General features: G+C 51.0%; 13 protein-coding genes. 10 read left to right on the top strand and 3 right to left on the bottom strand.

Annotated elements, in window-relative coordinates; genetic code table 11:
• Window positions 1-79 precede the first annotated feature (79 nt).
• The 6 genes from ettA (at window position 80) to ACPAOP_RS06195 (ending at window position 5,482) form a co-directional block, all read left to right on the top strand.
• Entirely contained in the window at window positions 80-1,747 is a 1,668-nt protein-coding gene (gene ettA / locus ACPAOP_RS06220) for an energy-dependent translational throttle protein EttA (protein WP_423680409.1), read from the top strand.
• Window positions 1,748-1,816: 69 nt separating this feature from the next.
• Entirely contained in the window at window positions 1,817-2,248 is a 432-nt protein-coding gene (locus ACPAOP_RS06215) for a flagellar basal body-associated FliL family protein (RefSeq protein ID WP_423680408.1), read from the top strand.
• 79 nt (window positions 2,249-2,327) lie between these two features.
• A complete protein-coding gene (locus tag ACPAOP_RS06210; RefSeq protein ID WP_423680407.1) occupies window positions 2,328-2,909 on the top strand; it encodes an IMPACT family protein in 582 nt (193 codons plus the stop codon).
• Between the two features lie 114 nt (window positions 2,910-3,023).
• Window positions 3,024-3,326 (top strand): DUF2288 domain-containing protein, encoded by a 303-nt coding sequence (locus tag ACPAOP_RS06205; protein WP_423709682.1) that lies wholly within the window; start codon window positions 3,024-3,026, stop codon window positions 3,324-3,326.
• A 158-nt stretch (window positions 3,327-3,484) separates the two neighbouring features.
• Window positions 3,485-4,075, top strand: a complete 591-nt coding sequence (locus ACPAOP_RS06200) for a hypothetical protein (protein ID WP_423709681.1) — start codon at window positions 3,485-3,487, stop codon at window positions 4,073-4,075.
• A gap of 129 nt (window positions 4,076-4,204) precedes the next feature.
• Window positions 4,205-5,482 (top strand): tetratricopeptide repeat protein, encoded by a 1,278-nt coding sequence (locus ACPAOP_RS06195; RefSeq protein ID WP_423709680.1) that lies wholly within the window; start codon window positions 4,205-4,207, stop codon window positions 5,480-5,482.
• A gap of 208 nt (window positions 5,483-5,690) precedes the next feature.
• On the opposite strand, the gene ACPAOP_RS06190 is transcribed toward ACPAOP_RS06195, so the two are convergent.
• The 3 genes from ACPAOP_RS06190 to ACPAOP_RS06180 are packed head-to-tail and all read right to left on the bottom strand — an operon-like array spanning window position 5,691 to window position 8,389.
• On the bottom strand, window positions 5,691-7,268 hold the full coding sequence (locus tag ACPAOP_RS06190) for an ammonium transporter (RefSeq protein WP_423709679.1): 1,578 nt from the start codon (window positions 7,266-7,268) through the stop codon (window positions 5,691-5,693).
• Window positions 7,269-7,289: 21 nt separating this feature from the next.
• Complete coding sequence (locus tag ACPAOP_RS06185) at window positions 7,290-7,628, bottom strand: P-II family nitrogen regulator (protein ID WP_186883931.1); 339 nt, start codon at window positions 7,626-7,628, stop codon at window positions 7,290-7,292.
• 14 nt (window positions 7,629-7,642) lie between these two features.
• Window positions 7,643-8,389, bottom strand: a complete 747-nt coding sequence (locus tag ACPAOP_RS06180; protein ID WP_423680401.1) for a TorF family putative porin — start codon at window positions 8,387-8,389, stop codon at window positions 7,643-7,645.
• A gap of 435 nt (window positions 8,390-8,824) precedes the next feature.
• On the opposite strand from ACPAOP_RS06180, the gene ACPAOP_RS06175 reads away from it, so the two are divergent.
• The 4 genes from ACPAOP_RS06175 (at window position 8,825) to ACPAOP_RS06160 (ending at window position 13,079) form a co-directional block, all read left to right on the top strand.
• Entirely contained in the window at window positions 8,825-9,064 is a 240-nt protein-coding gene (locus ACPAOP_RS06175) for an accessory factor UbiK family protein (protein ID WP_186884197.1), read from the top strand.
• Between the two features lie 15 nt (window positions 9,065-9,079).
• Window positions 9,080-10,603 (top strand): YifB family Mg chelatase-like AAA ATPase, encoded by a 1,524-nt coding sequence (locus ACPAOP_RS06170; RefSeq protein WP_423709678.1) that lies wholly within the window; start codon window positions 9,080-9,082, stop codon window positions 10,601-10,603.
• 71 nt (window positions 10,604-10,674) lie between these two features.
• Window positions 10,675-11,364, top strand: coding sequence for a DUF2076 family protein (locus ACPAOP_RS06165; protein WP_423709677.1), 690 nt, complete (start codon window positions 10,675-10,677; stop codon window positions 11,362-11,364).
• 125 nt (window positions 11,365-11,489) lie between these two features.
• On the top strand, window positions 11,490-13,079 hold the full coding sequence (locus ACPAOP_RS06160) for a DUF1800 domain-containing protein (RefSeq protein WP_423709676.1): 1,590 nt from the start codon (window positions 11,490-11,492) through the stop codon (window positions 13,077-13,079).
• Window positions 13,080-13,102: the final 23 nt, after the last annotated feature.

Genomic DNA, 13,102 nt, shown 5'->3' with positions numbered 1-13,102 from the left:
AAATTTGGCAAAATACGTTTGTCCCAGCGCGCATGAGGTATCCTTGCGGGCATTGTCTACATTTAACAACAAAGAAATAATGGCTAATTACGTTTACACCATGAATCGTGTCGGAAAAATTGTTCCGCCGAAACGTCAAATCCTGAAAGATATTTCACTTTCCTTCTTTCCCGGCGCCAAAATTGGCGTGCTTGGTCTGAATGGTTCAGGTAAATCATCTTTGCTGAAAATTATGGCGGGACTGGATACCGATATTCAGGGCGAAGCCGTACCTATGCCGAATCTGAACATCGGGTATCTGCCACAGGAACCTCAGCTGGCCCCTGAACAAACCGTCCGCGAAGCAGTCGAATCTGCACTCGGTGAGGTATTTGCAGCAAAGGCAAGGCTGGAAGAAGTGTATGCCGCCTACGCCGAGGAAAATGCCGATTTCGATGCCTTAGCGGAAGAACAGGCGCGACTGGAAGCGATCATCTCCGCTTCTGCGGGCGATAATGTTGAATTACAACTGGAAATGGCTGCTGACGCGCTGCGCCTGCCACCATGGGATGCCAAAATCGGTGTGCTGTCCGGTGGTGAAAAACGCCGCGTTGCCTTGTGTCGTTTATTGTTGTCAAAACCCGACATGTTGCTGCTTGATGAACCAACCAACCATCTGGATGCAGAATCTGTTGACTGGCTCGAGCAATTCCTGTTGCGCTTCCCCGGCACCGTGGTGGCGATCACGCATGACCGCTACTTCCTTGATAACGCTGCAGAATGGATATTGGAGCTGGATCGTGGTGCTGGCATTCCATGGAAAGGCAATTACTCTTCCTGGCTGGATCAGAAACAAGCCCGTCTGAAGCAGGAAGAAGCGACCGAATCAGCGCGCCAGAAAGCACTGCAGAAAGAGCTGGAGTGGTCACGTCAGAATCCGAAAGCACGTCAGGCCAAGAGTAAGGCACGTCTGGCCCGTTTCAATGAGATGAGCGAGCACGAATACCAGAAACGCAATGAAACTCAGGAGATCTTTATCCCGGTCGCTGAGCGTCTGGGTAATGAAGTCATCGAGTTCAAGAATGTCTCCAAAGCGTTTGGCGACCGTCTGCTGATCGATAACCTGAGTTTCAGAATCCCACCGGGCGCGATCGTCGGCATTATTGGCCCCAACGGCGCCGGTAAATCGACGCTGTTCAAAATGATCAAGGGACTGGAACAGCCGGACAGCGGTGAAGTAGTGCTCGGTCAAACTGCCAAAATCTCGCTGGTGGATCAGTCGCGTGAAGATCTCAGCAATACCAAAACCGTGTTTGAAGACGTCGCCAACGGCGCCGATATTCTGACTGTCGGTCGTTTTGAAATGCCGTCACGCGCCTATCTTGGCCGCTTCAACTTCAAAGGCGGTGATCAGCAAAAGATCGTCGGTAATCTGTCCGGTGGTGAACGTGGTCGTCTGCATCTGGCAAAAACTCTACTGCAGGGCGGTAATGTCTTGCTGTTGGATGAACCATCGAATGATCTGGACGTAGAAACCCTGCGTGCACTGGAAGATGCCTTGCTGGAATTTGCAGGCAGCGTGATGGTGATCTCGCATGACCGCTGGTTCCTCGATCGTATTGCGACCCACATCCTCGCGTTTGAAGGTGATTCCCAGGTTGTTTTCTTCGATGGTAACTACCAGGAATATGAAGCGGACAAGAAAAAACGTCTCGGTGAAGAAGGAGCCAAACCTAAGCGTATCCGCTACAAACCGCTGACGGTGTAACCGCACCAGAGGGCTGCCAACATCGTATTGCCGCCCTCTTAATAAAAACAAGATTTCCGGAATTTCATTATGTTTATTCACAGGCGCTCCCTTTCTTTAATAAAAGCGATTTTCACCAGTATTTTCTGTATTTTCACGCTGTTATCCGGTCATGTGATGGCCAATTCCGGCGGTAAAGAAGCCAGTGCGTCTGCCGGTGCTCCGACTGCTCCGTTGGAGCCGATTATCGTCAACCTGTCGAGCTTTGACCGTTATCTGCAAATCGGTATCACCCTGCAATTAGCAAAACCGGAAGTGGCAGAAAAAGTTAAATTAATGATGCCGGTCGTGCGTCATTCCCTGATCATGCTGCTGAGTGGCAAAGAATCGACACAGATTCAGACTGCCGAAGGTAAAAATGAATTGATCGATGAAATCAAAGAAAGAATCAATCGTGTACTCGATGTCAAAGAGCGTGACGGTGTCACGGATATTTTCTTTGTTAATTTTGTGATCCAATAAACGGATACACGCAAGCTGTACCGACTATTTCCTCAGCAGATTTTCCGGGTCTGCTGTTCCCCATTTCATCCTCGATTCCATGTATCAACTGGCAGCACCCGCATTCGCGGAAATAGAGATAAAAAAAAGCCGCTTTCTGGGTCAGTTGTACCCGCTGCATACGCGCGCTGAAGCGCGTGCGCGCCTGACAGAGATACGCGCGCAGCATCCGGGAGCCGTGCATGTCTGCTGGGCGCTGATTTGTGCTGGCGACTCAGGCCTCGACGACGATGGCGAACCTTCAGGCACCGCCGCCAAACCGATGTACAACGTATTAGTACACAAAGATGTGACCAACGTTCTTGCGGTGGTTGTCCGTTACTGGGGCGGCACGAAATTAGGCGCCGGCGGATTGACGCGCGCCTATGGACAGGCGATCTCCGATGCATTTAAAACCGCCAGCCTGATCGCCGTTGAAACGATGGCTGACATCATGTTCCGGATCGCATTTGCCGATGAATCTCAGGTCCGGCGCCTGATTGAGAAATATCAGGCACAAGTGATAGCCGTCAGCTACACGGAATCAGCGCAAATGCAACTCAGTATGAAAGAAAAACAGCTCAGCCCGTTTCTGGACGAGCTTTCCGAACTACTCAAAGGCCGGGTTGAAATTCTTTCCTGACACAAGCGCTCTGGCAAAGAACCGGCGCGGCCACAGTTTAGGTATCATGATGCACCAACTGATACCGCACTGTTGAGACACACCTCCGAATCATTCTTATCATTTTCCGTTTTTATGTCTTCTGCTAACGACCTTCTGCGTACCAAAATCAATCAGGAAACAGCACGTTTTCCCTGGAGCGAACTGCTCAAACATTTTGCCTCCGGCAATGTGCTTGCTATTGCCCCGGATCTTGATCTGGTAGAAGTTGCTGTACACATGGCAAACGATAATGCTGCCGAAATTCAGACTCTCCTGAGTGCAGGGCGATTGTATAAAGTCAGTGACGAACAAGCCAGAGCCTGGCTGGAAAATGATCTGCAACTCTGGACCGTGGTGGTCAAGCCGTGGATACTGGTGCAACACCGGGCATCTTAAGAAGATGGGGGAGTATGACTGATATTCAGAAAATCCCCCTTATTTTTAAATGTTTTCAGCAATACAACTACGGATACTCCCTCCCAGTATATGAATATGTTGAACTTTAAATAAAAGCTCCCGGTCTGAGTGCCATACTCAATGCAACAGGAAATGCTATGCAATTTCAGCTGCAACAACCACTTCCCTATACCCGCCGAGCGCTGGCGTCAGTGCTGGTATTATCAGTACACGGACTCTTGTGGCTCGCCTGGCAGCAGCAACATGGCGTCAGCAGCCGCGCTGATGCAAGCGTCATCCATTATCTGCAGTTGACAGATATCCGCCCTCCGCCAGTTCCTGAGGTCAGTTCCGTGCCGCCACCGGAGACGCATCAGCCGCCAGCAATCCAGCGCCGCAGGATTTCACCGCACGGCGGACAAAATGACAAAGCCATCACCACGGTCAATCCGGTAGCGGACAGCAATCCAGGCATCACCCGTCCTGCCAATATAACGACAGAAGAGCCACGCCTGAATCTGGATGAATTAAAGCGCTCAGCGCTGGCGATAGACAAACAGCGCCAGCCCGGAACCATAGAGAAAATCCAGCAAAGTCACCGGCGTGATGACGGGTTTGAAAAAAAACTGGCGGATGGCACCAAAAAAGCGGAACGCAAAGACTGCCTGAAAGCATACTCCGGCGCAGGTTTGCTGGCCATTATTCCACTCGCCGTCAGCACAGTTGTCGATACCGGCTGCAACTGGTGAACGCGCTCGCCGGCTCAGTTATAATTCGCTCTTCGCCCCATCCCCAGCCAGGGCAGAATGCTTGGCTGAGTGTGACGCTAAGTAAGAACCGTGTCCATGCGGTCATGTTCATTTTTTACCGGATATTCCATGAAAAAAATCTCTTTTCTGTTCGCTGCGATGATGTTTGCAGCACTCGGCACAGGCATTGCCCCAGTCACCGCTGGCGTAGCGCACGCAGATGAAGCAGCCGACAAAGCTGCGGAGCTGGCCAAAAAATCTGTTGTTCGCAAAGAAATGGTGCGTCCTTTAACTGAAATTCAGGAATTGCTCGATAAAAAACAGTACAAAGAAGCACAGGACAAAGTGAATGAACTCAATGCGCTTGAGAAAAAGACACCCTACGAAAGCTTTGCACTGCATCGTCTGAACGCAGTGATTGCTTCAGGCACCAATAACACCGAGCAACTGGCCACCGCATTTGAAGGCATGATCGGTTCAGAATTTCTGAAGGATAATGAAAAACTGCGCCTGATCGAAGGCCTCGCCGGTACTTACTACAACGAGAAAAAATATGATCAGGCCATCCTGTGGGCAAAACGTTATCTCGAAAAAGATAACAGCAACGCGCAGGTCAAAAATATGGTTGCCCGCGGCTACTATCTGAAAAACGATTTCAACAGCGCGATCAAACAACTGAACATCATGCTGGCCGAAGATGAGAGTGCAAAACGCGTTCCTTCCGAGGAAAATCTGCGCCTGCTGGCCAGCAGCTACCAGCAACTGAAAGACAACGCCGGTTACGCAGCGGTGTTAGAGCGCGTGGTACAGCACTATCCGACCAGAGAATACTGGGGCGATCTGATTTATCGTACCGAACACAAACCAGGTTTCTCTGACCGCCTGCGTCTGGACTTGTACCGCCTGCTGCTGGTCACAAAAAATATCGACGATGCCGGACAATATGTAGAAATGGCAGAACTGGCACTGCTCGCAGGCTTGCCGGCAGAAGCTAAAACAGCGATCGACGCTGGCTATGCTTCCGGTTTGCTGGGAACAGGAAAAGAAGCGGCTAAACATAAGCAATTGCGTGATCGCGTCTACAAACAAGCGGCGGAAGATATCAAAACACTCGATGCCGGTGAGACTTCTGCTAAAAATGCTAAAACCGGTACCGGTCTGGTGAACATTGGTTATAACTACGTGATCAATGCGCAGGCAGAAAAAGGCATTGCACTGATGGAACAGGGAATTGCCAAAGGCGGGCTGAAATCGGTCGATGAGGCAAAACTTCACCTCGGTATGGCTTACCTGCAATCGGGCAATCGCGACAAAGCACTGGAAGTGTTTAAATCCATTCAGGGTACGGATGGCGCGGCCGACCTTGCGCGCCTCTGGACATACGTTCGCCCTGCTGAAACAAAATAAGCGTTTTCAATAAGCTTTTTTTCAGGCTGCATCCAAAGCACCGGCATCGTTGCCGGTGTTTTTTTATGCTTGCCGGCACACCGTCAGCGCCAGTTCAAATAAAAAAAAGCGGTCTGGCTGTGTGGCCAAACCGCTTGTAAATCAGTCGCATGCGCTCTGTTTCATGCACTGAGGATACTAGCGTTACTACAACAATTTCATTCCTGTATTAAGAGTGGTAGGCAGACTCACCGTGGCTGGTAATGTCGAGACCTTCACGTTCTTCATCTTCCGGTACACGCAGACCTACAACCAGATCAACCAGTTTGTACGCGATCACGGAAACCACCGCCGACCACAGAATCGTGACGCCGACCGCTGTTGCCTGTGTGATCACCTGATCGATGATGGAGTACGGATCAGCAGACATCTTATTCGCAACGTAATCAACAATACCCTGACCGCCCAAGGATGGCGAAGCAAATACGCCAGTCAGCAGCGCACCGAGAATACCGCCGACGCCGTGCACACCGAAGACATCCAGAGAATCATCCGCACCGATCAGACGTTTCAAACCATTCACACCCCACAGGCAGACGATACCTGCCAGCAGACCGATGATTAATGCCCCCATAGGTCCGACGAAGCCACATGCTGGTGTAATCGCAACCAGACCAGCAACTGCACCGGATGCACCACCCAACATAGATGGCTTACCTTTGGACATCCATTCACCGAAGACCCATGACACTGTCGCTGCTGCCGTTGCCAGCAAAGTATTGATGAATGCCAGCGCTGCAATATCACCCGCTTCTAACGCTGAACCAGCATTGAAACCAAACCAGCCCACCCACAACAAGGAAGCACCGATCATGGTCATCGTCAGGGAGTGTGGCGCCATCGATTCCTTACCGTAACCGACACGTTTGCCAATCATGAAAGCACCCACCAGACCTGCTACTGCAGCATTAATGTGAACCACTGTGCCACCGGCAAAATCGAGTGCACCCTTCTGGAACAGGAAACCGGCTTTGGCTGTTTCTGTGGCCAGCGTTGCAGCATCTTTAATCGCATCTGGACCAGTCCAGAACCAAACCATGTGCGCGACTGGCAGATAGCTGAAGGTGAACCATAAGACCACGAATAACAATACTGCGACGAATTTTGCACGTTCCGCAAATGCACCGATGATCAGCGCACAAGTGATTGCGGCAAAAGTAGCCTGGAACGCGACATAGACAAACTCAGGAATCACGACGCCTTTACTGAACGTTGCGGCAGTCGAGAATGACGCCTTGGCTGGGTCCCAGATTCCGTTGAGGAACAGACGGTCAAACGAACCGATAAATTTGCCGCCCTCAGTAAAGGTCAGTGAATAACCATAGATGCACCATAAAACGACGATCACGGCAAAGATCATGAATACCTGCACCAGAATCGATAACATGTTTTTAGAGCGAACCAGACCACCATAGAACAATGCCAGACCCGGCAATGTCATCAGAATCACCAGCAACGTCGCAACCAGCATCCATGCAGTGTCACCTTTATTCGGAACAGGCGCTGGTGTCGCCGCTGCCTCTGGTGCTGATGCGGTCGCTGCAGCCGGAGCCACCGCTGGCGCAGTTGCCGCCGCCGAAGCAGTCGCCGCCTCCGTCACTGCGGGTGTCGAGGCACTGGTGGCAACCGCAGATGCGGCAATCGCATCTGCTTTGGCCGGAGCATCGTCAGCCCACGCCATCGCTGTCATTCCTATGGATGCGAGAAATGCGCCCGCAACCAGCATACTCTTCAGTACTTTTTTCATATGAACTCCCTAGTGTGCCAATCAGAGTGCGTCGTTGCCGGTTTCGCCGGTACGAATACGCACAACCTGTTGCAGGTCATAGACGAAAATCTTGCCGTCACCGATTTTTCCGGTACGTGCAGCGCTTTCAATCGCCTCAATCGCGCGATCCACAATCGCATCATCGACAGCCGCTTCAATTTTTGTTTTCGGCAAAAAATCGACGACATACTCAGCACCACGGTACAACTCGGTATGTCCTTTCTGACGACCGAAACCTTTGACCTCAGTCACGGTAATTCCTTGCACACCCATTTCTGATAAAGCTTCGCGGACTTCGTCGAGCTTAAACGGTTTAATAATGGCAGTAATCAGTTTCATGTTGTTCTCTCATTTCAGAAAGTTTTTACAGCAGTCAACAACAAAGTGGTCTTGCCGGTAAATTTGCCTGCTGGCGTGACATACAGTTTTTTGTCAGCATTGGTGCCAACTGCGGCCAGACTGAAATTCACACCAAAGAATTCTTTTGTAACGCCCACCTTCCAGTCGGTATACGAAGACGCTGAATTGTTTTTTATCATCTGGCGACCGACATGCAAATTCAGGGTATACGCATCCGGCAACTCAATGTTTGCACCCAGATCCAGGTAGCCACTGTTCTTACTATTGACGAAGCCAAACAGATTCGTCACAGAGTGAGAATACTTTGCGTACACAGGTCCAGTGCCGATCTGACCGTAAATTTCAGTCGTATTCGCATCAACAAACCCCGGAACCTTGTCGAGACCGTTTGACAGATAGACATAAGTCAGAACACCGGCGTCATAGCTGACATCCTTCGTGATCTCGCCTTTCTTACCAGCGTAAATATCCCATTCGACATCGCCACTGCCACCTGCGTCTTTCACCCATTTAATGGTCGATAACCATGTACCGGCGTAAAAGCCACTAGGATTGTGGGTGTAATCCGCACCGCCTTGTAATGCCGGCTCCAGACGTGTCTGCGCAATACCACGATAACGATATTCACTGGCAACGCCAATGTTAAAACTCAGTTCATTGTCTGGTTTTGGTTCATCTGCGTATGCAAAACTGCTTAACAAAGTTGCGGTCACTGCAGCGGCGAGTACTGATTTTTTCATTATGCTTCCCCTTGTATATAGTCAACATCGATTTAAATAAAAAAACTGAACTGAACTCACTTCATCAACCACCGGTGGTACGCAAAGCCAGAAGATCGTTCGTGGCTTTGCAGGAAATGAACTTCGGAAAGTTACGAACGCTTCACTATTAGCAGAAGTCGTGCCAACTGTAATTTTTCGTGTACAGCCCGTTCGCATTAATGGAATAAGGGCATAACAATCCGCTATAGGAATACAATGAGAAGAACGCTCTGGTGGGCATGGCACCGGCTTTACGTTATGATTTCCGCTGCATGCAAACAAGCCGCATAACATGCTGGCTACCGCCCGCCGCACTGTTTTGACGCAGGGCAAGCGATGTGTTTTATCGCTGTACTTTTTTCGCACTAGCAGAGTGCAACAACAATCTCACACAAAAATACAGGCAGGAATATTATGGATAAGCAAAATTTCTTCAGTGATGTACAGGCAAAAATCAGTCAGGCTCTGGAAAACTCGCCGGCCAAAGACATAGAAAAAAATGTCAAAGCCATCATGACTCAGGGCTTCTCCAAACTGGATCTGGTCACGCGGGAAGAATTCGATATACAGGCACAAGTGCTGGCAAAGACCCGCAGCAAGCTGGAAGCGCTGGAAGCACGTGTCGCCGCATTAGAAGCACAGATAACGGAATAACAGGGCGCTCGGGATATGTCGCTGGCGGTTCTTAAAAGTCGCGCACTCAATGGGATGGATGCTCCGCAAGTCACGGTGGAGGTCCATCTGGCCAATGGTTTACCTGCTTTTACTATCGTTGGGCTCCCTGAGACAGAAGTCAAAGAGTCGAAGGACCGCGTCAGAGCCGCATTACAAAATGCCCGCTTTGAATTCCCGGCAAAAAGAATCACTGTCAATCTGGCACCGGCAGATTTACCTAAAGAATCCGGTCGTTTCGATTTACCTATTGCACTGGGCATACTTGCAGCATCCGGGCAAATTCCCGCAGATGCACTGGAACAATACGAATTTGCAGGTGAATTATCACTGTCAGGTGAATTGCGCCCCATCCGCGGTGCACTGGCAATGACCTTTGCGATTTGTAAAAGCACGACAGCAGGACAGACAGAACCCGCGTTTATTTTACCCAGAGCTAATGCCGATGAAGCTGCTTTGGTAACGGACGCGGCAATTTATCCTGCCGACTCCCTGCTCCAGGTTTGTGCACACTTCGCTGCGATTGCCGAAGAAAACAAGTTGCAGAGGCATCGTCCGCAGGCTGCGATGCAAAGTCGCGCCTATCCTGATTTTTCCGAAGTCAAAGGCCAGTTACAGGCAAAACGTGCGCTTGAGGTTGCCGCTGCAGGTAGTCATTCTGTACTGATGGTCGGCCCACCCGGGACAGGAAAATCCATGCTGGCTGCCCGCTTTCCGGGAATACTGCCATCAATGACAGACCAGGAGGCACTGGAATCGGCGGCGGTACAATCCCTGACGTCAGGTTTCTCTATCGATAAGTGGAAATCGCGCCCTTACCGTGCTCCGCACCATACTGCTTCTGCCGTGGCACTGGTTGGCGGTGGCGGTACGCCGCGTCCGGGTGAAATATCACTGGCGCATCAGGGCGTTTTATTTCTTGATGAACTTCCAGAGTTTGACCGACGTGTTCTGGAAGTGTTGCGGGAACCGCTGGAATCCGGGCACATCACCATTTCCCGCGCGGCCCGGCAAGCCGATTTTCCGGCACGTTTTCAGCTGATCGCTGCCATGAATCCATGTCCTTGCGGCTACTTCGGCCATAGTAATGGCAAATGCCGCTGCACGCCAGACAGTATTGCCCGTTATCAGGATAAAATTTCCGGCCCTTTGCTGGATCGTATCGATTTACAGATTCAGGTAGCGGCACTACCGCATGAGGATCTGCTGAAACAAGCAAGCGGAGAATCCAGCGCAATCGTGGCGCAGCGGGTAGAAGCCGCATTTGAACGCCAGCAACGGCGGCAAGGCAAGGTCAATAATTTACTTTCCACCACAGAAATTGATACCTACTGCCGCCCTGATGGGAATGCAGATCAGTTACTGAAAAATGCCATGAGCAAATTTAACTGGTCGGCGCGCGCCTATCACCGTGTGCTGAAAGTCGCCCGTACGATTGCTGATTTGGCTGCTGCAGATCAGATCAATTCTGCCCATGTCGCAGAGGCAATACAATACCGGCGCGCGCTGCGTGAGCATTAAATCATAGCGTGCATTGAAAAAAGCCATGTCATAACCAGATAGTGCACATAGTGCTTTTTCAGGAGAAAAATATGTCACCTCAGGAAATGCAGATTCTGCAGAACTTTCTCGCCCAGCTGGTTCAGGTACAAGGCGTGGTCAAAGACCCGCAAGCTGCCAGCCTGATCAACGAGGCAGTCAGCAAGCAAACCGATGCAAGCTACCTTTTAGTGCAACGTGCACTATTACTGGAACAGGCACTGGCAAATGCGAACAGCCAGATCGCCAGCCTGCAGGCAGATTTGCGCGAGCAACAGGCGCTCAACGCCACACATAATCAGGCGGCACCTACACAGTTTCTCGATCCTGCCGCCAGCGGCTGGGGTAATAGCGCCAGCAGCCGCCCGTTAAACATCCCATCCAATACCGCGACTTCTGTCACTGGTGCACCGTTAGCGGCCTATCCGGCGATGGCAGCCGCACCTGTCAGCCAGCCAACTGCCGTTGCAACAGCGCCTGCAAGCAGTTTTTTCGGTAATACCGGTGGCAGTATGCTGGGAACCGTCGCCGCAACAGCCGCGAGTGTCGCTGCCGGCGCCTTTTTGTTTCAGGGCATCAGCCATCTGTTGAACGGTAATTCGCATCAGGCCATCGCAGACAACTCCTCAACGGCCAATCTCAACAATGCTGACGGCGGCCTGCTCCCCGGCTATTTTGATCAGGATCAGACTGACAGCTCGCCGCTGGAAAGTCTGCCGGACGAGAGTGACAACATCGTATGATCTGTGACGTTTCCTGATGTAACGCCACACTCGGTTGCATTTCGTCACTTACCAGTCATCCAATCACCGGACAATCCGTTGTATGCTGATACACATCGATAGGATCCGGAGAAGTGACTTTCATGATGAGCGACTCACCTTTACAGCGCCTGCTGGTGTTATGCCCGCTGCTGATTCTTGTTTTTGCGATGTCGGGATGTACCACGTCACCCACGACAAACCGGGTGACTGACGCAGGCCCATCCCGCTTTCTTCCTCCGAGCGGTAATACTTTTACTAAAGCAAACGTCCAGCCAGAGCTGCTGCTCAATCGGTTGACCTGGGGTAATAACTTCTCTGCTTATCAACAATTGCAAGCGGTTGGCATGGACAAGTTCCTCGATCAGCAGCTGCGTGGACGGACCAGCGTCGTACCGCCAACAGTGCAGGCGCAAATCAGCGCGCTGACGATTTCACAGCAACCGATAGAGAATATCGTCAGAGAACTGGAACACAAGCGCATCGTCGCCGAACAGCAAAAAGGCACCGATGACAGCCTGCGGAAAGAGTATCAGCAAGAGTTGAACCGTCTGACCAAAGAAGCGGCGACGCGCTCGCTTTTACGCGACATCTATTCACCGAATCAGTTGCAGGAACAAATGACATGGTTCTGGATGAATCATTTCAACATTCACGCGGGCAAACATAATCTGAGGGCCATGGTCGGTGATTTTGAGGAACACGCGATACGCCCGCATGCTCTGGGTAATTTCCGCGAATTACTCAAAGCCACCGTGTATCACCCGGCGATGTTGCGCTATCTGGATAACGAACATAATGCCAATGGCCGCATTAACGAAAACTATGCCCGTGAATTAATGGAATTACACACGATGGGCGTCAATAGTGGCTATACCCAGAAAGATGTGCAGGAACTGGCACGGGTGCTGACTGGGGTCGGCGTCAATCTGGGTACGGACACACCTCGAATGAAGGCTGAATTAAGTAAATTTTATGTGCGCAAGGGTTTGTTTGAATTCAATCCGCAGCGACACGACTTTGGCAACAAGCAAATATTAGGTAACAACATCAAAGGTCGCGGTATCAGTGAAGTTGAGGAAACGCTGACACTGCTGAGCCGGCAACCAGCGACAGCGCGTTTTATCAGCCGGAAACTGGCGACGTATTTCGTCTCTGACACGCCGTCAGAAAACCTGATACAAGCAATGGCTGACAGCTTTCTGCAGAGCGACGGCGATATTCCTGTCACCTTGCGTACGATGTTTGACTCGCAGGAATTTATTGCCTCGCTGGGGCATAAGTTCAAAGACCCTGTGCATTACGCAGTGTCTTCCATGCGACTCGCGTATGATGGAAGCTGCATCGTCAACGCGACGCCACTACTCAACTGGCTCAATATGATGGGGCAGCCATTGAATGGCAGACAGACGCCTGACGGATACGCCATGACAGAAAGCGCCTGGGCGAGCCCCGGACAAATGACAGTCCGCTTTGATGTCGCCCGCAGTATCTCCTATGGCACGCCTGCACTCTTCAAAACAGATCAGCAGATTTCAACAGAAAAACCACGTACGCCAGCCATTGCAAGCTCCCAGTATGTCAAAAACTGGGTACAGACATTCAGCAAGGATACACAACAGACATTACAACAGGCAGCCACACCCGCAGAGTGGAGTACCTTATTTCTCGCTTCGCCGGAAATGATGCGCCGTTAGCAAATAAGCGCGGGTACAGCGAT

It is taken from the genome of Undibacterium sp. WLX3042 (genome assembly GCF_049544825.1).
Classification (GTDB): Bacteria; Pseudomonadota; Gammaproteobacteria; order Burkholderiales; family Burkholderiaceae_D; genus Undibacterium.
Note: the sequence above shows the minus strand (reverse complement) of the source record. Positions and strands in the feature narration are given on the sequence as shown.